This is a genomic window from Mesonia sp. K7 (genome assembly GCF_003233725.1).
Lineage (GTDB): Bacteria > Bacteroidota > Bacteroidia > Flavobacteriales > Flavobacteriaceae > Mesonia.
In genome coordinates, this window is sequence record NZ_QKQV01000002.1 from 27,809 (window position 1) to 46,496 (window position 18,688).

Annotated in this window: 15 protein-coding genes; 6 read left to right on the forward strand and 9 right to left on the reverse strand. The window is 36.7% G+C overall.

The features are described from left to right. Positions 1–48 precede the first annotated feature (48 nt). Together DNG35_RS01560 and DNG35_RS01565 are read left to right on the forward strand one after the other, a co-directional pair. On the forward strand, positions 49–594 hold the full coding sequence (locus tag DNG35_RS01560; RefSeq protein WP_111126006.1) for a DUF4251 domain-containing protein: 546 nt from the start codon (positions 49–51) through the stop codon (positions 592–594). 12 nt (positions 595–606) lie between these two features. Beyond that, positions 607–978 carry a hypothetical protein gene (locus tag DNG35_RS01565; protein ID WP_111126007.1) on the forward strand — a complete coding sequence of 124 codons (372 nt, stop codon included), beginning with the start codon at positions 607–609 and terminating at the stop codon, positions 976–978. Between the two features lie 188 nt (positions 979–1,166). On the opposite strand, the gene DNG35_RS01570 is transcribed toward DNG35_RS01565, so the two are convergent. The 4 genes from DNG35_RS01570 to DNG35_RS01585 form a co-directional block, all read right to left on the reverse strand. Continuing rightward, complete coding sequence (locus tag DNG35_RS01570; protein WP_111126008.1) at positions 1,167–1,532, reverse strand: DUF6686 family protein; 366 nt, start codon at positions 1,530–1,532, stop codon at positions 1,167–1,169. 151 nt (positions 1,533–1,683) lie between these two features. After that, on the reverse strand, positions 1,684–2,250 hold the full coding sequence (locus DNG35_RS01575) for a carbonic anhydrase (RefSeq protein ID WP_111126009.1): 567 nt from the start codon (positions 2,248–2,250) through the stop codon (positions 1,684–1,686). A gap of 20 nt (positions 2,251–2,270) precedes the next feature. Beyond that, positions 2,271–2,936, reverse strand: a complete 666-nt coding sequence (locus tag DNG35_RS01580) for a hypothetical protein (RefSeq protein WP_111126010.1) — start codon at positions 2,934–2,936, stop codon at positions 2,271–2,273. Positions 2,937–2,959: 23 nt separating this feature from the next. Beyond that, a complete protein-coding gene (locus DNG35_RS01585; RefSeq protein ID WP_111126011.1) occupies positions 2,960–4,147 on the reverse strand; it encodes an acyloxyacyl hydrolase in 1,188 nt (395 codons plus the stop codon). A 182-nt stretch (positions 4,148–4,329) separates the two neighbouring features. Here DNG35_RS01585 and DNG35_RS01590 point away from each other — a divergent pair, with 182 nt between their 5' ends. Next, positions 4,330–5,157, forward strand: a complete 828-nt coding sequence (locus tag DNG35_RS01590; protein WP_111126012.1) for an OmpA family protein — start codon at positions 4,330–4,332, stop codon at positions 5,155–5,157. Between the two features lie 826 nt (positions 5,158–5,983). On the opposite strand, the gene DNG35_RS01595 is transcribed toward DNG35_RS01590, so the two are convergent. The 5 genes from DNG35_RS01595 to DNG35_RS01615 form a co-directional block, all read right to left on the reverse strand. Next, positions 5,984–6,901, reverse strand: coding sequence for a glycerophosphodiester phosphodiesterase family protein (locus DNG35_RS01595; RefSeq protein ID WP_111126013.1), 918 nt, complete (start codon positions 6,899–6,901; stop codon positions 5,984–5,986). Positions 6,902–6,940: 39 nt separating this feature from the next. Next, complete coding sequence (locus DNG35_RS01600) at positions 6,941–8,518, reverse strand: calcineurin-like phosphoesterase family protein (RefSeq protein WP_111126014.1); 1,578 nt, start codon at positions 8,516–8,518, stop codon at positions 6,941–6,943. Between the two features lie 10 nt (positions 8,519–8,528). After that, on the reverse strand, positions 8,529–9,962 hold the full coding sequence (locus tag DNG35_RS01605) for a SusD/RagB family nutrient-binding outer membrane lipoprotein (protein ID WP_111126015.1): 1,434 nt from the start codon (positions 9,960–9,962) through the stop codon (positions 8,529–8,531). Between the two features lie 17 nt (positions 9,963–9,979). Beyond that, complete coding sequence (locus tag DNG35_RS01610; protein ID WP_111126016.1) at positions 9,980–13,474, reverse strand: SusC/RagA family TonB-linked outer membrane protein; 3,495 nt, start codon at positions 13,472–13,474, stop codon at positions 9,980–9,982. A gap of 89 nt (positions 13,475–13,563) precedes the next feature. Continuing rightward, positions 13,564–14,481 carry a FecR family protein gene (locus tag DNG35_RS01615; RefSeq protein WP_111126017.1) on the reverse strand — a complete coding sequence of 306 codons (918 nt, stop codon included), beginning with the start codon at positions 14,479–14,481 and terminating at the stop codon, positions 13,564–13,566. 206 nt (positions 14,482–14,687) lie between these two features. Between DNG35_RS01615 and DNG35_RS01620 the strand changes: the two genes are divergently transcribed. From DNG35_RS01620 to DNG35_RS01630, 3 genes are all read left to right on the forward strand, one after another. Beyond that, positions 14,688–16,061 carry a sensor histidine kinase KdpD gene (locus tag DNG35_RS01620; RefSeq protein ID WP_111126018.1) on the forward strand — a complete coding sequence of 458 codons (1,374 nt, stop codon included), beginning with the start codon at positions 14,688–14,690 and terminating at the stop codon, positions 16,059–16,061. Beyond that, the gene (locus tag DNG35_RS01625; protein ID WP_111126019.1) at positions 16,058–16,756 is read left to right on the forward strand and encodes a response regulator transcription factor; all 699 of its coding nucleotides are present in this window, start codon (positions 16,058–16,060) and stop codon (positions 16,754–16,756) included. The genes DNG35_RS01620 and DNG35_RS01625 overlap by 4 nt, the downstream gene beginning before the upstream one ends. A 157-nt stretch (positions 16,757–16,913) precedes the next feature. Further along, positions 16,914–18,638: a T9SS type A sorting domain-containing protein gene (locus tag DNG35_RS01630; protein WP_111126020.1), complete on the forward strand. Its 1,725-nt coding sequence runs from the start codon at positions 16,914–16,916 to the stop codon at positions 18,636–18,638. The last annotated feature ends 50 nt before the right edge of the window (positions 18,639–18,688 follow it).

Consider the following 18,688-nt stretch of genomic DNA (forward strand, 5'->3'; position numbering starts at 1 on the left):
TTATGAAAAGTCTGGGCTATTGTCCAGACTTTTTTTATCTTTAAGTTTATGAAATTGAAATATTTATACCTTGTCATTTTAGGTTGCGTATTAAGTAGTTGTGGTACTCCAAAAGATATCAATCCTGCTGATGTCGCTCAGATCAAAGATTGGTTGAAACAAAACGAATATCATATTAAGCTAACGCACGCCAATCCACAAGTCACTAATGCAATGCAACAAGTAGCCAATAGTGGTGTTTTAGCACTCGGAAATACTGCCAATAGTATCAGTCTAATGGGTTCCACAAGTTATGTAGAAATGACAAATGATAGCATTATAGGCTATTTACCTTATTATGGCGAAAGACAAGTGGTAAACAATTTAAATTCAGGTGGAATAGAATTTAATGGAATCCCAAAAAATTATCAGGTCACCTTTAACGAGAAAAAACAAACACACCAAATTACCTTTGATATCGACCAAGTAGAGTCAAATGAAAACTATCAAATACGCATGGAAATCTTTCCCAACAAAAAAGTGTATTTAAATATCAACAGCACACAACGTAGAGGAATCAGTTACGATGGGTATATCCAAGCGCTGGAAGAGTAAAAGTTTATAAATATGAAAAAATATAAAATTACAATTTTAAATATTTTAGTAATAATTATAATTCTCATAATCTTAAAACAACTGAACCCTGTTTTAGAGTTAGATGGTTACTCAGGGAATATCAAACGACTTTTATATAATACTGACGATACTGTTTATTCAAATCAATATTTTGATTCTAAATTTCTAGAAATAAAAGAAGGAATGAGTCTTGATCAGGTTTATGACATTCTAGGCACACCAATTAGAGAAGATAAAGAAGAAAATGAAAATTATTTACTTTGGTTTTCAATGTCACCAAATTCACTCAATTACAGAAAAAGAAATGTCATATTAGAGAATAATAAAGTTGTTAAGATTCACTCTGAATATTATATTGACTAAATTATTTTGATTAACACAATCCATTTTCCGTGTAGTAAAAAAACTAAAAAGGAGTATAAGACTATTTAATCTTCTAAAGTACAAAATATTCTATTTTACATAATATAAATTATAAAACTTTATAAAATAATAACTATTTACAGTTATTCTTCATATATGATGTAAAAAACAAAACCGCCAACAAAGAGCTATTCTTTATAACCTACAGCAATATCCCCTAAAAAATCATCTAAATCAAGCTGAAACAAAGTTCCATGAACTAAATCACGTATTTGTGATAATTCTTCTCGCGTCATTGCAAAACTTAAATTTTCTTGTGGTGTATTCAATAAAAAAGATTTCTCTTGCTTATTTTTCGGACAGCATTGGCATTTATGTGAATGCTCAATAGCCAATTGAATTTGATGGTAAAATTCAGCAACTTCATCTTTAGTCAATAATAAACCTGTTTTTCTAAAAACCAATTGTATTTTATTTATTTGGGCAAGATCACCACGTTTCCATTGAAATGTGATTCCAAATTGGTTGTAGTAAATAGTTTGTATATCTTCCATAATTAAGCTGCTGAATTCGTTATTCAAATTTAATTAGAATTATTCTAAATAACAATCATTAAAACCTAATCTTTTTTAACTCTTAATTAATACCAATAAAAAAGCTCCTACATTTTTGTAAGAGCTTTTAAATCATTTATATAAGTTTATCTTATAAAAAATCTACTTTTCCGCTACCTAAGTTATAATACGCCGGAACAATTTGCACATCACCATTGCTAACAGCATTACCAATGATGCTTGATCTGCTTTTTAATTCTTCTGCCGTTACTTTGGCGTTGGTTTTTACCACGGTATTCACATCGGTTTTGTTTTCACTCTTGTGAATAGCTGGCGTTATGTGTGACACCAAATGATTTAAGTTGTAACCGTTATCACCACCATTAATGGCTGCCGTTACCGCACCACAAGCTTCGTGACCTAACACTACAATGGTATTGGTTTTGAGGTGTGCTACTGCATATTCTATACTCGCAATGGTCGAACTGTTAGCTATATTACCAGCGACACGGCAAACAAATAATTCACCTAAACCGGTATCAAAGGCCAACTCAGGAACAACTCTACTGTCTGCACAACTCAAAATAATGGCATATGGCTGTTGTCCACCCGTCAAGTCGTCTCTTCTTGAGCTGTTTTGCAACTTTCCGTCAAGTTTATCTTCTACAAATCTTTGGTTTCCTTCTTTTAATCTACTGAGTACTTCGTTTTTCGTCATTTTTATTATATAGTTTTAGTTTAATTTTCTCCTTCTTTGATTACCATAAGACTCGCTTTGTAACCCGTAGCTAGGTTCCATACGTTTTGCGAGATCATATTTCCTTGGTCATCATACACCTTGAACTCGGCGGTGTTGGGTCCAGATTCTCCTTGGTTTAAAGCTTTTATTTCTATTTTATTAAATCCTTCTTCAAGGAAAACGTTGACCACTTTATAGGTTGCGTCTAAAAAAATTTGTGCTACTTGTACTTTGCCATTGACAATTACTTGTACTAAATCACCATCAACCGCCATATGGTCACGACAGGTTATTTTTACAAACTTTCCGTTATTTCTAAATTCCCCAAAATCCTGATTTTTTTGATACTTCTCTCCTCTTCCCTTCTCGCCTTCTTTTTTAGCTAAATATTTTGGTGTAAATTTTTTATGGGGGTCTAAAAATTCTTCGTCTTCGCGAATGCTCATTTCATTGGCAGAACCTTCTAGTTTGGCATCTTCTGTCGTCTCCAAAAACAAGTTACTTTTCTTTTGGGTTAAACCCGGTGTCGAACGCGCAAAACCGCCTGTATTCATCGTTGAACCACCTAAAGTTCCCGAAGGTAGCGTATTGCTGTCGAGCTGTGCTTGGCAAAAACCAAAAGCGCTCAACGAAAAAAGTATACCTAAAAGTGAATTTATTTTCATTATAAAAAACTTTTCACACAAATTTACGGAAAAGAATATCCGAATCCAATAGTGAGCGGAATAGCTACTCCTGGGTTTTCAGTAAATATATTTCCGTTAGAATAATGTGCAATTTTAAAATCTAATTGATATGCTCTTTCATCACCAAAAATCATACCTAAACCCATAAAATCTTGAAAAGTTGCTTTTTCTCCGGTATCAATTCCGTCTAAGGTAGCATCAGATAAATAAGTTGGCCCGATAAGCGAGTAGTTAAAATAAAAATCTACCGGTTGGGTTCGTAAAAACCACCACTTGACATTCGGGTAAACCGATAGTGCCCAAAAATCATCTCCTCCTCGGGTGTTGTAATAACTAAAACTCGTTCCCAACTCTAATGAAAAAGTTTTTTTAGTCTGAAAAACCGTACGTTGGTAACTTAGCCAAAATCCGTTTTCGGCATAAACATCACCCAACCAAAACATCGGAATACTCGTTTGGAGTCCACTAGAAAATTGGCGATTGATGTTAAAGCCCATAAAATCGGAACTATAACCAAACAACAACTGGTTTTTAGGAAAATAATACGGACTCTCCAAAACGGCTTGTTTTTTTTCTTCTGACAAGGTAGGGACATAAAAATTCATTCCGGCAGCAATAAGGTACGTGCTAGGTTGGTTGTCACTACTTTTAGGTGGCGAATACGTCGCATTTAGTGTTAAATCGAATTTATCGCTGAGATGATATGCCACTCCTGCTCCACCAATTGGATAGATATAATGTAAACTCTCCACATATTCTCGGTCGTCTATGCTAAAACCAACTCGTGTTACATTACTAATTCCAGCTTCGAAAAAAAGGTCCCATTTATCAGAAATTCTAAAATCCCGTAAAGCAGAAATCGCCCAGATGTTCGTCCATACGGTTTTGTTCCATTCGGTATGGTCTACATTATTGTAAGACGTCCAAGCGGCAGGTCGCATCACACTAAATTGTGCTCGATAGTTTTCACCTAAACGGAAACCAAACGCAAACCTACCCCCAAAAGTATTTTTTGCGGTAATGCTTTCCACGTAAGTGTTTTCGGGCAAAATTTCCTCTCCATAATTATAATTGATCAAACCTAAATTGGCACACACATAAAAGTTTCTCAAGTGATCCAAGTTTCGATCTTGATTTTGTGCCAAAAGGAAATTGGAAAGCAAAAGTAAAAACCAACACAGGTGTTTCATAAGGTATTTTTGAAGCTCGTCAAAGATAAGCTCTTTTTTAAAATTAGCAGATCTGCTAAAAATCAAAATATTAGGTGTTTCTTTAGGATTTTGTTGACGCTTTTTAACAAAACAATAGCACTCTTAACATAACAATCGAGCAATTGAACTGTTTTAAAACGAAACACAAAAATTTTTAAACTATGAAAAAGACCTTATTATTCACTTGCATTTCTGCTGCGGTACTCACTTCTTGTGTTTCTAAAAAGAAATATACCGAGCTTGAAACCGAACTTAATGACACCAAAAGTGTGTTGATGCAAACACGTGTCGAAAAAGAAGAATGTCAAGAAAAGTATGCAGCCATCGAGGAAAAAGTAGATAACTACTATGCAAAAATCAATGCTTTACAAGAAGAGAACGACAACAAGTTAGAAATGGTGAACAATGTTGCGGCAATTTCTAAAAAGTCGAAAGAAGCCATGCGCAAAACACTCCAAAATGTAGATCCTGCGGTTTTAGCGGAAGCAAAAACTATAGAAGACTCTATCGATTTAGCCGTTTCGCATAATTTGTCTAAATCTTTTGGCGAAGATACCGATGACATCAATATCGATGTCGATAAAACCGTGGTAATGATTACCATATCCGATAAATTATTGTTTAAAAGTGGTAGCTATTGGGTAAACTCTAAGGCGCACAAACTTTTAGGGAAAATTGCTGATGTGGTAAAATCTGAACCGGCAATGGAAGTTTTAGTCGAAGGACATACCGATTCGCAAACCATTGTAGAAGATTCTTATTTAGAAGACAACTGGGATTTAAGTGTGCGTAGAGCGACTTCTATCGTAAGAATTTTGGAAGATAAGTTTGGGGTAGATGGGAAACAATTGATTGCTTCTGGTCGATCGAGCTTTCAACCGATTGCCGATAATGCCAGTCGTGATGGGCGTGAGAAAAACAGAAGAACAAGAATTATCATCTTACCGAACTTAGATAAATTTTTGGCGATGTTAGAAGACAAAGCTTAAGATTTAGAATTTTGGTGAAGAAAAATCCGCTCTTGGGCGGATTTTTCGATTTTTAACATCACTTCTATTAAAGCACATTTTGAATAATCAGTAAAATAACAATCACTTTAAACTTTATAAATATGCTTTTTCCATTGATGAAAAAGTATACAAAAAATCTAGGCTTATTTTAATTTCTTTAAATTACTACAAAACCATCCTTTACGTACGCAAGGGAAACCGTTTCACTCGTCCCTTGCTCTTCTCCCTTGCTGCGAATCGTTTTAGCAATATCTACAGAAATTAAAAGTAGGCCGCTTTTGGGTTGTTATATATTCAACTTCATATGAGCTCTTTTATCTACCTTCTAAAAAGATTATTTTGTATTGACTTTACAACCGACCTAAGTTTCGCCTTGGGGCACCCATAGCTGAAGTAGGCGTAAAAAATTAAAAGCTGTTTGAAGTTCGCTATGTGAACAAGTTTCTTTTAATTTAGCCTACAAAGCGTGATGGGTCAATAAGAAACTTAAGTCTTGATCTTTTGCTTCGTTTTGCATCAAGGCAAAATGAAGAGATAGCACAAAGTCGCTGTAAATTGTTGCGTAACACTTCTCGACTTGCCTGCCGTTGTCATTGAGCTTGTCGAAATGCAGGCAGGTACAACCTCACTGCATTTGGTCACTCGAAGTGACAAAACCAAATTGTTACTACCATATCGAAATAACAGTCTAGTTCTCGATACAATTTCGCTAATGCGAAATCACTCGAACTGACAGTTCATAGGTACAGACTACTTCACTTCGTTCGTAGTACGTAGTAAGGTTTCTTCTCACTGTAGGTACTTCTTATAAAGCACGTTCGGGATAATCGGTAATAATCCCATCGACACCCAAACTTTTGATGCGATCGATATCTTGTTGCTCGTTAACCGTCCACGGAATTAGTTTCATCCCTTTCTGATGTACTTTTTTAACAAAAGCACTATCGGTTACTAGCTTATAATATGGACTATAAATCTCAGGTTGAAAACTTAACTTTTGAAGATTTTCCTCCATAGTTCCTTCTGACACCAAATAAGCAATTTCAACAGTTGGGTGGTTTTGGTAAATCACTTCCAACACTTGTACATCAAAAGACTGTAAGTTGACTTTGTCTCGGATATTTTTTTCGTTTACGACTTGCATCACCAAGTCAACAAATTCTTTGGGTTGCGGTTGGTAAATGTTATACTCTTCTGGCTTCGATTTGATTTCGATATTGTACTTTACTTCTTTTAGATCGTGATGTCTGATGTAATTTTCAACCGAATCAATAACATCACTCAGCAAGGGTTTATAGGTTTTTTGGGCTTGCTGTTGCGGAAACTTTTCGTTTCCTTTAGAACCCGCATCAAATAGACGAATGGAATCATAAGGCATCTCATAAAGATTGTACGATTTTTCTTTCGCTTTAGGGATAGGTTGTCCATCAGGTTGTAACATATATAAGTGATGCATAAAAGGCTCGTGCGAGACCACTACGCGATGATCTTTTGAAATCACCACATCCAACTCGATAACTTCAACACCCTTTTTAATAGCGCTTAAAAACCCAGGAATACTGTTTTCTGGAAAGTTTCCTCTGTCGCCACGATGACCCTGTACGGCTACCGATTTTAGTTGTTGCGCTTGCATCTCTTGCTTGGTTTGGTTGTCTTGATTGATGCAAGAAAAAATACAACAAACGTAGAAAACTAAACTTATAAATTCTAAAGATTTTTTCATGCTTAAAAAGTTAGCCCGACAAATTTTGTCGGGCATGGATTATTGTTTTGGTAAAGCTACCCGATAACTGCTTTTATGAGTATAAGTATTGCCAAACATATCGGTTGCTTGTATTTCTATCGTATGAGTGCCCACCTCTAATTTTGTTGGAATTTTTGCGTACCAAAGATGAGTGCTTTCAATAGCATTGCTTCCTCTTCTACCGGCAAGAAGTTCGTCAGACAAATCCCACTCATATAGCGAAACTTCGTAAGCTGGGTCTTGCGCTTTGATGTTTTTCATAGGTTTCCAGTCGCCTTGATCCACACGGTACATGACGCTGTCTTTCTCACTCCCTATAAAAAAGTTAACGTAGATACCCGATTTATTTCGCCTGTCTTTTTCGACCACTTTGGGATGAAAAACTTCCATTTGGTAGTCAGCAGGTTGACCCGCAACTTGGTATTTTATTTGGTATTCGTTTCCACGGAAGTGTATAAAAGCATAACCTTTTGGGGTACCATCTCTCATAGTGGAAACTGGAACTCCTTTTTCATTTAATTTTCCCGAATACCAATCACCCGAAGTGGTGCCTACATTGTAATGATGGTGTGGCTCGTCTTGTAACCACCCTTCTGCCCTACCAAAAAAATCTTGTTTTTGGATGTGGGTATGTGCCGAAAGTGATAAAGTGTTGGGGTAATCTTTGAGGAGTTCAAATAAGGCTAATCGATCTTCGTCACGATAAGCATCACCGTCAGGCTCTGAAAGTGGAATATGAAATGCCAACACAATCAAGTGATCTTTTGGCACGTGTTTTAAATCGTTTTTAATAAAAGTCAATTGATCTTTTCTTAAACCACCCCAATAGCCTTTCTGATCTCTAGGATCCGGATAGAGTACATCGTCTAAAACGATAAAATGAACTTTCCCTACATTAAAAGCATAGTTAGCTGGTCCGAAATGAGCTTCGTAAGTTTCGTCAGAAAATACATCTTCGTTGACGTCAAAGTTCAAATCATGGTTTCCTAAAACATTATACCAAGGTACTCCTATGGCTTGGGTAGCTTTGATATAGGGGTTAAAAAGCGATAGATCATTTCCTACCAAATCACCCAAACTTAAACCGAAACTTATATTTTTACTGTTCTTTAATTCGTTGACTACTCCTTTGGTATAATGATTTACTTCTTCGATGGTGTACGGTTGCGGATCACCAAAAATAAGAGCGGTAAATTCTTCTTTCTCTTTCATACGCATCAACCCAAAATCGACCGATTTTGGTAATTTACCCGTAGCTGCAACTCCCTTAAATTCGGTTTGGGGTGAACCTTTAGGCTTATGGATATAAAAGAATTGCGGTAAATTATTTGCATTCACTGCCACTTGATAATCTCGCGGTTTGATCACCGAAATGATTTGATCGTCACCTATTGGTAGGGTGTATTTTCCTTTTTGATCGGTCAAGACCACTTCTTCGCCATTGGTCACGGCTACTTGAGCGATACCTTTTTCGCTACGCTCTTTCTTTCCGTTCTGGTTAGTGTCTTCATACACATAACCTTCTACACTATTTTGAGCTGATAAGGCTGACGCTAACGCCAACCCTAAACAGCCACCTAACACAAATTTTTTCATTTTTGTTTTTTTATTGGTCCCACCATACTTTTACATTAATCTCATCACCTCCCATACGATTGACTGCCTCTTGGTAATTTTGAAAATTTCGGTCTATTTCATCAATAGGATAATACAATCGTGAAGGCATTTCCTGATTGTTTTCCATGGCCGTGGTGGTTGGCAATACCGGTAAATCTGTTCTGCGGTGTTCAAACCAAGCTTGGTAATCGGTAAAAAACAAAGCAAAATATTTTTGCACCATGATTCTTTCTAGGCTACCATCATACGCGGCTGTTGGGTTGCTAAAGTAATCGGTTGGTAATTCGGTGCCCCACATTTCCATTGCAGCCTCAACTCCATTTTCATAGTGCTCTTGGGCATTACCGGTAAAGCCTCGTTGAGCCATTTCTGCTTTGATAAACTCCAATTCTGCATAACTCATCATCGGAATAATAAGCGGAGCTTCTGCTAAACTATTTTTAACTCCCGAAGCCGTCGCCACACTATCGGGCAGCGATTCGTTGATGTAATCGATAGGCTCACCAATGTAGCCATAGTCTTCGCCTTCTTGCCCTTTTGCCGTATTGGCATAAATAGGCCTACGCGGATCATCCCATTCGTTTAAACGATCGATAAAAAACTGGGTGTAAAACCTAAAGGTTCCAAAGTCTTGCGGACGATCCCAAGGAGACAACAAAGGAGCAACTCCTGTGATCTCCAATACCGCATCGTCATCATTGCTTGTAAAAACAGGATACTGTGTGGGGTTATTGATGATCGAAGTCATTTTTGAAAACGCATTCGTTTCAGGACGGTTAGAGATTCTCAATAACAACCGTAAATGAAGTGAATTGGTAAATTTTTGCCACTTCGTTACATCATTCTGAAACAAGATGTCTTCTACATATGGCAATCCTGACTCTTCATCGTATAAAGCGTTGGCATATTCTAAATCTTCTAATAACTGTAGGTAGATTTCTTCTTGAGGTGTAAATGCTGGATACCATTCTCCTTCTTCTGCTTGCAAGGCATTGTTTACAGGAACATCTCCAAAAGTATCGGTTAACATAGAAATAGCATAGGCCTTTAAGGTCAAGGCAATAGCCTCGTAATTGGGCAGTTCATCTCTTAAAGCTGCCGCTTCCATTTCTTTTAGGTTATACAATTGCAGGTAATAGGTATTCCAGAGTGAAGCCCCCACATTTTGCGTAAAGCTATATAGAAAAGGCGCATTGATGTAATCGCTGGTTTGTATAAACATTTGCATCATAGGAGCTCCTATATTTCTCACTTCAATAGCATTTCGCTTAGCTAATTCGTAGATGACAGGATTAAGCGCACTACCTGCGGTAATCTCTGTAAGTTTATTAGGATCTGTATTGGTTTCTTCAAACTCAGCAGTACAAGAAAGTATTAATAAGCAAGAAAATACCATAAGTATCGTGTATTTAAGTGTTTTCATTTTGATGTATTTTTAAATTAAAATCCTATTTTAATATTCATTCCAAATTCGGTAGGTACAGGCATTTGTCCTACTTCTACACCTGGGTGCATATTGGTTCCTCCTGCTAAACCTGCCACTTCAGGGTCATAGATCGGAAAGTCTGAAATCACAGCTAAATTTCTTCCATAAACCGATAAGACCAAATCGTTTAAAAATGTTCTTTTTAAAAATTTCTTAGAAAAACTATATTCTAAGGTGACCTCTCTTAGTTTTACAAAAGAAGCATCAAAAGAATTGGCTTCGGTGTTGGCTAATGGGTAGTGTAAATTATAATAATCTGCAATTGGTAACGCCGTTGTATTGGGTGAATAAGTTCCATCTCCATTATCTACGACACCTTGACCTACCAACTCTCCTGTATCTCTACCTCTAAGGGTATGTCCTAATTTACCTTGTTGGGTAAGTTTATGGTGCGAGTGCGAATAGATGGTTCCGCCATACTTTCCGTCAATCACGACATTCAAACGTAAGTTTTTGTATTGAAAAGAGTTGATAAAGCCTGCTACCCACTTTGGTTGTGTATCGCCAATATAAACGATGTCATCGGTCATTTGTGGTATTCCGTTTTCGTCGTAGATAATCTGACCGTCATCATTTCTTAAATAAGCACGTCCGTAAAGTGCTGCTGGAGAGCCTCCTTCTACTGCGACTAGACGTGCTCCAGAAGAACTTAACATTTCAAGCCTTCCTTCTTCTGCATTTTCGTGCAGTGATAAAACTTTCCCTTCATTTTTGGCCCATGTCAATGTGGTATTCCAAGTAAAATTATTGGTTTTGATAGGGGTCGCGTTCAATAGAAGTTCAACCCCTTGGTTTCTTACTTCTCCAGCATTGATCAACACGCTATTATATCCGGAAGATCTTGGTAAAGGTGTAGAAAGAATCTGATTTTTAGAATTGTTTTGATATACAGTAGCATCTAATTTTAATCTATTGTCAAACATTCTAAAATCAATACCCAGCTCTTTTCCTGTAGTGATTTCTGGTTTTAAATCGGTGTTGTACAATGAGGTTGGAGCTACGGCAGAACCTGAGAAGTCTGATCTACCATAATACTTTCTTGTTCTGTACCTGTTGTCATACTGTCCAGCTCCTCCTACTTGGGCTATCGATGCTCTTAGCTTCATAAAGCTTATAGGCTTTGACATCTCAAACATTTCACTCAACAGAAAACTGGCACTTGCAGAGGGAAAGAAATAAGATTGATTACCTTCTGGCAAAATACTATTCCAGTCATTACGCCCTGTGATGTCTAAAAATACTTGATCTTTCCATCCTAGACTTACTAAACTATATAAGGAGTTCACTTTATTATACCCATCGTATTGGCTTGTAAACAACTGGCTTCCGTTTACCAAATTGTACTGTCCTGGTATCTCTAAGCCTTCTGCCCAAGAATCTTGTCTTAAATAGCTATAATCCATACGGTTTCCGCCAAGGTTAGCGGTAAGGTCAAAATCTCCAAAAGACTTATCATAGGTCAACAAGAAATCTACATTGGTTTCTTTTTTAAAGACATTGGTTTTTCTGTAATAACCTCTTGCATAGCGGTTGATGTCATAAGGTCTTTCTTGGTCCATGTTTTTATTGTACATATTTAAAGCTCCTCTAAGCATCAGATTTAAATTGGGGTGAAGCGCTATGTCTGCACTCATATTACCCGTAACCGCATGTTGGTCTAAAGCATTTTGTATTTCATAAACCATCGCAAATGGGTTGTCGATATAACTACTATAAGGCCTAATCATATCTATCTGGTCTTGTCCTTCTTTCCAAATTGGGCGGTACCAATCTAAATCGACATTAGGGTTTTGGAAAATCATAAAATAGGCAATCGAATGGTTGTTGTAGCCTTGCCCCGGTAGATTGTCACTGGTTTTATGGCGGTAATTTGCTACTGCATTTAGTTTTATTTTATCCGAAATTTGTTGATTTCCATTAAAGGATAAAGAAAGTTGCTCGAAACCCGTGTTGGGCATCACCCATTCATTTTTGGTATGTGTTAATGAAGATCTCATCGCCCCATTGTCATTAGCTCCTTGCACAGAGAGGTTATGGGTTTGGGTAATGCCCGTTTCAAAAAAGTCTGTACGGTTATCTTCATAGGGTCTCCATAAAGTTCGCGCTGCTCCTTGTCCTTCTACGCTAGGATCGTATTGATAATAGTATTGCCCGTCAAACCTAGGACCAAAAGCGCTACTACTACCTGCCGTACTGTTGCCGTCTTCAGAAGCTCCATAACTGTAATACAAGCGATCATTATAAGGAACCGGATTTCCGTTTTCATCGGTATCTGGTTTTAAGTAACTTCCTTTTCCACTTCCTTGGCCATACTCATATTGCCAATCGGGCCAACGCGTGATCACATCAAGCTTTGTGTTAGAAGAATAAGTGACGCCTAAACCTTTTTGTATAGTTCCTTTCTTCGTGGTAATGATGACAGCGCCGTTAGCAGCTTGGTAACCGTATAAAGCAGAAGCAGCAGGTCCTTTTAATACCGTAATGCTCTCGATGTCTTCTGGATTAAGGTCAGAAATTGCATTTCCGAAATCTACTGGAGTATCATTATTTGCGCTTCCTCCCATATAACCATTGGTAGCTCCCGAACCCGGAAACTCATTTTGGATAGGCACGCCATCAATCACGATCAAGGCGCCATTGTTAGAAGGATCTAAAGAAGCATTTCCACGCAAGATCAGTTGTTGGGAACTCACTGGACCTCCCAACCCATTGATATTTAACCCTGGTACTTTTCCTCGAAGTGCTTCAGACCAGTTATTGGGTCTTGCATCGGTAAGTTGTTCTGAAGTAACGGTTTGTTGGGTGTATCCTAGTTTTTTCTCTTCTCTCTTCATTCCTAATGCAGTAATCACCACTTCGTTTAAAGCATTATCACTTTGTTGCAAAACGATATTTAGAATTTGGGGTTGGTCTAAGGTGATTTCCTGCGTTTCGAAACCCATATAAGAGATGACAAGCGTTACCGGAAAGCTCTCTACCGGAAAGTTATAATTTCCATCAAAATCTGAGGTGGTTCCTTTAGAAGTGCTTTTTTCTACCACACTTGCCCCAGGTAACGGAACTCCTTGATCATCGGTAATTTTACCCCGTATGCTACTTTCTTGAAAAACAGGTGAAAGTACAGTAATGGTATGGTTGAGTAACTCGTAACGAAAACCTGTTTTTTCTTGAAGTAAGCTTAAGACTTCTACGATAGAGTTGTTTTCTGTTTTTAAGCTATAGCGTTTTTTATTGTTGATGACCTCTTGGTCAAAAACAAAGGTGTAATTGGTTTTCTCTTCGATGCTCAAAAAAACTTCCGTCAAGTTTACACCCGATAAATTTAAAGTGATGTTGTTTTCATCTGGAGTCAAACGACTTGCGTTTGCTACAAAACCAGTCAGTAATAATGCAAATAGCATTAGCTCCCTTAAGTTAAGTTTTAAAAAAAATTGTAGTTTAGTATTCATTTTATTGGCTATGATTTATTTTATAGTCTTCATTTTGAAAGCCCGTCGCTGTTGCAGCAGTGGCGGGCAATTTTTTTTAATTGGCTTTTTCAAATTTTATTTGCTCTTATAAGTAGGTGTTTTGAGGTTAGTGTGTCTATGTGTAAGTTTTTTAGCAAAGCAATACTTTGCATGATATTTTCTATTTTTTCATTTTTATATTTTCCGGAAATGGTCAATTCTTCCAACGTCTCATTTTCAAAATCGATTTGGATGTCATACCAATTCTCTAAAATTTCCGCTGTCTCTTTTAGGGTATGATTCTGCAGCAGAATGACGTTTTTTGTCCAGGCGATATCATCTTTTGCATTGGTTTTATGGTAAACAAGTTGCTGGTTCAGTAAGCTTGCTTGCTCGTTTTTGTGTAGGACAACTTGATGTTGCTTATTGTTCATTTCACTCACTCTTACCACACCCGAGACTACACTTACGGTAGGTTTCTGATGGGTATTGGTGTTGACATCAAAAGAAGTTCCTAAAACCTCTACTTCCATCTGATTGGTTTTTACGATAAATGGGCTTGATTTATCTCTTGTGACCTGAAAAAAGGCTTGTCCTGTCAATCTTATATTTCTATTGGTAGTAAAATCTTTAGGATAAGTAATCGAGCTATTGGCATTAAGCATCACTACCGAACCGTCTTGCAAAACAATCTGTTTCTTTTCTCCTTTTTGGGCTATTTGGGTAATGAGCTGTGTAGGTGTCAAAAACCGATATCCCAAAAAGCATATCAACACCACTGCGGCAATAGCAGCCACCTTAGGATAGATCTTGGTACGCTTCTTTGGTAAAGGAAGTTGGTTTTGAATTTTCTGGTATAGCTTTTTGCTTTCTACCGGTGACAACATTGGTACAATTGCTAGCTCTTGTTGTGCCTCAAAAAAAGATTCCACTATTTTAATCTCATTTGGGGCACAATTTCCTTGTGCATATTTTTCAGTAAGTTGTATAAATTCTTCTTTCTTCAAGGTGCTTGTTTTACTACAAGTCACCAAAAAACCTATTTACACGTAAGCAATAAATACAGTTTAACGCTTTGTTAATTTACATGCTCCTACATTAACTTTTAGGTAATCTTTACCTAATGCTAGATACGAATAAGCATTATTTTCAATTATTTTTATACAATAAATGATATATTGAGCCTTGCAAAGCGCAATTCCCAAATGAAGTAATGAAACTAAAATCATTAAAAATATTAGCCATCCTCAGCCTTATAGCCTTGAGTCTCATTCAGAGTTATTTGGTGTACAACACCTACCAATTAAAAAAAAGAACCCTCATAATAGATGCTAATAGAACCGTGGCGAGGATTTATAATACTCCTACCATCGACTCGATTATGTGGTTGTATAGAAATGATTTTTTAGAAAAGCTTCGTCTGTATAAGGAAGAAAAAATCGATAAAAAAATACTTCTCAACGAGCTAAAGAAAAAAACTTCAGAGATTAATCCTTTATTTACCGAAGCATATCAGAACGCTTTTTTACCCGAAGAAAAAGAGCTAGACATCGATTTTAAAAAATCGGTCAGTTTGATTCAATTAGTCGACTCTAACAATGATGTAGAAGATTTGATTACGCCTAACGAACTTCCTATTTTTCTATTAGGCGATAATTTTAAAGAAGAAAACGGAATTCTTATCAATAACTCTACCTGGAATAAAGAACATACTTATACAAAAGATAGTCAAGAAATGTATTTTCAATTGGTCTTTAAGACGCAAATACATATGAACCTCGTCAACATCGAAACCAGTATTTTTAGAAAGATGCTCTTTATTTTTATTCTGTCCTTTTTACTCTTTCTATTTGTAACCGCCCTTTTTTACCTTTCCATCAAAAACCTTAACCAACAAAAACGTTTATCAGAAGTTAAATCAGATTTTATCAACAATATTACGCACGAGTTAAAAACACCATTATCAACCTTAGCCATTGCCACTAAAACCCTCACGAGTACATACACCAAACAAAATGCACACCTAGCAGATGAGGTCATCCAAGTGATCAACCGACAAAATGTAAGGCTACAAAGACTTATTGATCAAGTAATTGACAATAGCCTTGGTTATCAGGAAATCCAGCTTCATCAAGAACCCATAAATTTACACCAATTGTTAACCGATATCCTCAAAGACTACCAAATTCATTTAGCACCAGAAATTAAGCTTATCTACCAATTAAAATCTAAGACTACTGCTCCATCCTATTACGGAGATAAGTTTTTCTTGAACACTGCCATAGTTAACTTACTGAATAATGCGGTAAAGTATGAAGGAAAAACCATAAACATTACCTACCAGGTAAAAAAAGATATGCACCTTATTTCGATTGAAGATGATGGAATTGGTATTGCTAAAGCGCATCAACCACATATTTTTAATAAGTTTTATCGAGTGAGTGAGAAGAATGTTCACAATTATAAAGGTTTAGGTTTGGGCTTGTACTATACAAGTCAAATTATAAAAGCACATCAAGGTACTATAGAAGTGCAAAGTCGACTCACCAAGGGGACCAGTTTTCTCATCAAATTACCCACTTTATGAAAAGGATATTATTAGCAGAAGATGATCATGATTTAGGAGTTTCACTAAAAAATTACTTGGTATTGCATGGTTTTGAGGTGTTTTGGGCCAAAGACGGCGAAGAAGCCTACCGTCAATTTTTAGTTAAAACCTACGATATTGGGGTGCTAGATGTGATGATGCCAAAGATGGATGGTTTTACGCTTGCCAAGAAAATAAGCAAACAACAACCCATGATTCCTTTTATTTTTTTAACGGCAAAAAACGAAAAAGAAAGTAAAATAGAAGGCTTAAAACTAGGCGCCGATGATTATATAGTTAAGCCTTTTGACGTAGAAGAATTGGTACTTCGACTGCACAACATTATCAAAAGAACAACCCAACAAAAATCACTTCAAATAAGCAGTCACATCCCCGCAGAGCATATAGTATTAGGTAGTTATACCTTTATGCCCCACCAGTTAGAACTTCAATCGCCAACACAGACCTACAAACTCACTCAAAAAGAAACAGATCTCATCTACTTTTTATACCTCCATAAAAACAGCCTTATTCCTCGAGAAGAGATTCTTCAAAAAAATTGGAATAAAACCGACTTTTTTACGGGCCGAAGCATGGATGTCTTTATCAGTAGAATTAGAAAATATTTTAAGGAAGACCAAAGCATTGCTATCAACAGCATCAGAGGGATTGGTCTTGAGTTTATTGTAGAATAATAAGCTTAAATCTGTTCTATAGTTTTAGGTTAACGTAAAGTTAACGCAAAGGAAGTGAGTCTTTTATTATAACATATCTTTTATTTTTATAACCATCGAGAAAATAAGTTTCGATCTACAAACAATTACCAAATAGTTAATAATAAAAACAAAACTTATGAAAAAAATGAAACTCTTTCTTTTATTGATGTGTTGTGCCAGTATGAGTATGGCGCAACAATATTATTCAGGCTCTGTCTTTGGGGGCCAAGGTCTAGATGTGGTATATGATACCGCACAAGATAGTGAGGGCAACTTATACACCGTTGGTTTATTTCAGACTTCTATTACTGTGGGAGGTTCTACGGTAAATATTGTCGGGGGCAATGCCGATGGTTTTATTACCAAACACGACAGCAATGGCAACCCGCTTTGGGTAAAAAGTGTCGGAGGTAATTTAGATGATGTAATTTTAGGGATTGCTATCGACGGTGAAGATAATATTTATTTAACTGGTTATTTTCAAGGAGCGGGTTCTAATGCTTTTGATGCAGACCCAGGATCCGGGGTATATACCTTAGAACAGTTATCTCCTATTGCCAGTAGAGATAGTTTTACCATCAAATTAGACAGCAATGCTGATTTTGTTTGGGCAAAACAAGTAAGTAACCCTTCTGGAGGTGCTGCAAATGAAGATACACCAACCATTTTAGTAGACGATATGGGTAATGTGTATATTGCCGGATCTTTTATCTATGCCGATTTTGATCCTGATCCTAATAGCGACGAAATTCAATTTGCTAACAACAATGGAGCGAATGGCCCTGATGCCTTCTTACTAAAATTAAACAACAATGGAGAATTTGTATGGGTAAAAACATTACCTGGTTCTGGTTTTACAAAAATTATCGATATGCAGTTTGATGCAAATTATAATTTCTACCTTACAGGACAGTTTGAAGGCTCCGTCGACCTAGATCCCTCTAATACAGCATCTAGCATGCATACATCTGTAGGTGGTTATGATATCTTTTCACTTAAACTCGATAGCAACGGAGATTTTGTATGGGGTAATTCTTATGGAAGCATCACCAATGACACTCCAAATACTATTCATGTGGGCACCTCAGGAGTTTATGTAGGTGGTTATTTTACAGGAGTAACCGATTTTGATCCTAGCAGCAACACCTCTTCTATAACTCCTCTAGGAGATGCCGATGGTTTTGTGAATGTGTTGGATACTTCTGGTAACTATGTTTATACTTATGTTGTTGGCGGGAATGATGTAGGACTCGAAGAAGTCACCGCAATAAAAGAACACAATAACACGGTTAGGGTTTCAGGAAATTTTGCTGGAACAGTAGACTTTGATAACGACAACGCCAATACAGCAAATAGCACTGCTCTTGGTGGGTTTGATGCCTATTTATTAGAATTGGACGCTACTGGTGCCTATCAAGACCATGTGATTTTAGGAAACAGTGATAACGAAGACTTTACAGGTTTTGAAATCAACAAAGATGATCAGGTTTTACTTATTGGTTCATACCAAAGTAATCCTATAGACCTAAACCCATTTTCTGGAACAGATAATTATAACAATGTTGCAGTAAGAGATGTTTACATTTCTAGGTTTACTACACAATCATTAGCTTCGACAAGTCAAGCCAGGGTAATTCAGAATTTCAGTTTATACCCTAACCCAGCAAATCATCAAGTAACTATAGCGTCAGATCATACTTTTACGCATTATCAATTGAATGATTTTACGGGTCGACTTATTCAAGAAGAACCTCTGTCTAATAACAGTATCGATGTTTCTACTTTGCCACAAGGAGTTTACCTACTTACTTTATCTTCTGCAGAAGGAAATAAAATGAGCAAGAAGCTTATCAAGCAATAACAAAAACAAGCAGAGAGAAAAGGGTGGTCGTTGATACCATCCTTTTTTTA

Excerpts from the sequence above, each read along its gene's own strand:
- DNG35_RS01560 (WP_111126006.1), top strand. The coding sequence starts at position 49 with ATGAAATTGAAATATTTATACCTTGTCATTTTAGGTTGCGTATTAAGT.
- DNG35_RS01565 (WP_111126007.1), top strand. The coding sequence starts at position 607 with ATGAAAAAATATAAAATTACAATTTTAAATATTTTAGTAATAATTATA.
- DNG35_RS01570 (WP_111126008.1), bottom strand. The coding sequence starts at position 1,532 with ATGGAAGATATACAAACTATTTACTACAACCAATTTGGAATCACATTT.
- DNG35_RS01575 (WP_111126009.1), bottom strand. The coding sequence starts at position 2,250 with ATGACGAAAAACGAAGTACTCAGTAGATTAAAAGAAGGAAACCAAAGA.
- DNG35_RS01580 (WP_111126010.1), bottom strand. The coding sequence starts at position 2,936 with ATGAAAATAAATTCACTTTTAGGTATACTTTTTTCGTTGAGCGCTTTT.
- DNG35_RS01585 (WP_111126011.1), bottom strand. The coding sequence starts at position 4,147 with ATGAAACACCTGTGTTGGTTTTTACTTTTGCTTTCCAATTTCCTTTTG.
- DNG35_RS01590 (WP_111126012.1), top strand. The coding sequence starts at position 4,330 with ATGAAAAAGACCTTATTATTCACTTGCATTTCTGCTGCGGTACTCACT.
- DNG35_RS01595 (WP_111126013.1), bottom strand. The coding sequence starts at position 6,901 with ATGAAAAAATCTTTAGAATTTATAAGTTTAGTTTTCTACGTTTGTTGT.
- DNG35_RS01600 (WP_111126014.1), bottom strand. The coding sequence starts at position 8,518 with ATGAAAAAATTTGTGTTAGGTGGCTGTTTAGGGTTGGCGTTAGCGTCA.
- DNG35_RS01605 (WP_111126015.1), bottom strand. The coding sequence starts at position 9,962 with ATGAAAACACTTAAATACACGATACTTATGGTATTTTCTTGCTTATTA.
- DNG35_RS01610 (WP_111126016.1), bottom strand. The coding sequence starts at position 13,474 with ATGAATACTAAACTACAATTTTTTTTAAAACTTAACTTAAGGGAGCTA.
- DNG35_RS01620 (WP_111126018.1), top strand. The coding sequence starts at position 14,688 with ATGAAACTAAAATCATTAAAAATATTAGCCATCCTCAGCCTTATAGCC.
- DNG35_RS01625 (WP_111126019.1), top strand. The coding sequence starts at position 16,058 with ATGAAAAGGATATTATTAGCAGAAGATGATCATGATTTAGGAGTTTCA.
- DNG35_RS01630 (WP_111126020.1), top strand. The coding sequence starts at position 16,914 with ATGAAAAAAATGAAACTCTTTCTTTTATTGATGTGTTGTGCCAGTATG.